Origin of the sequence: Micromonospora sp. C97 (assembly GCF_018070385.1) — a bacterium.
Lineage (GTDB): Bacteria > Actinomycetota > Actinomycetes > Mycobacteriales > Micromonosporaceae > Micromonospora > Micromonospora parva.
On sequence record NZ_JAGPXU010000060.1, the window covers coordinates 1 to 650 of the forward strand.

A 650-nucleotide genomic window follows, 5' to 3' on the forward strand; every position below is an offset into this window, starting at 1 on the left:
GCCGCCGGCGGCCGGGTCCGCCACGGCGAGGCGACCGGACGCCGGGTCGGCGTGCTCTCCCGGCCCGGTGGGCGACGCCGGACGGCGACTTCCGGCCGGCGGGCTGCCCTCGCGGCGGTTGACCACCGGCAGGCCCGGGTCGGTGTGCGGCAGCCGGCCGGCCTGGCGCAGCCAGTCCGCCGGCCGCTCCGGCCGGTCCACGCGGGGTTCGCCACCGGGTGGCGTTCGGCGTTCCGGTTCGTCGGAGACGACCCGACGCCGACCGGTGCCGTCGGCGGGGCTCACGGTGGGATGGGCGCCGCTGTGTGCGCCGGGCGCCTCGGGCATCGACGACGCGCTGCCCGAGCGGGGCCCGGGCGGCGCCTCGCCCGCACGGGGCACGGGCGGCGCGTTTCCGGAGCGGGGCACCGGTGGCGCCTCGCCCGCACGGGGCACCGGTGGCGCGTTGCCCGAGCGGGGCACCGCTGGCTCGTCGGGTTCCGCGGCGCGGCGACGCCCGCCGGCTGCCGGACGGGGACGTTCGGCGGCGGGCCGTTCGACGGGCTCGGGGGCGCCGGGGTCGCCCGGGCCCGGACGACGCCGGGCGGCGCGCGGCCCACGATCAACGGCGGGGTCGGGCCGCGGGCCGTCCACGGTCGGCGGCACCGCGC

The 650-nt window shown here is 82.9% G+C and carries 1 protein-coding gene; it reads right to left on the reverse strand.

What is annotated here, in order from left to right:
- The coding region (locus tag KBX26_RS31985) for a hypothetical protein (RefSeq protein ID WP_374224348.1) at positions 1–327 on the reverse strand (327 nt) is incomplete at its 3' end.
- Positions 328–650: the final 323 nt, after the last annotated feature.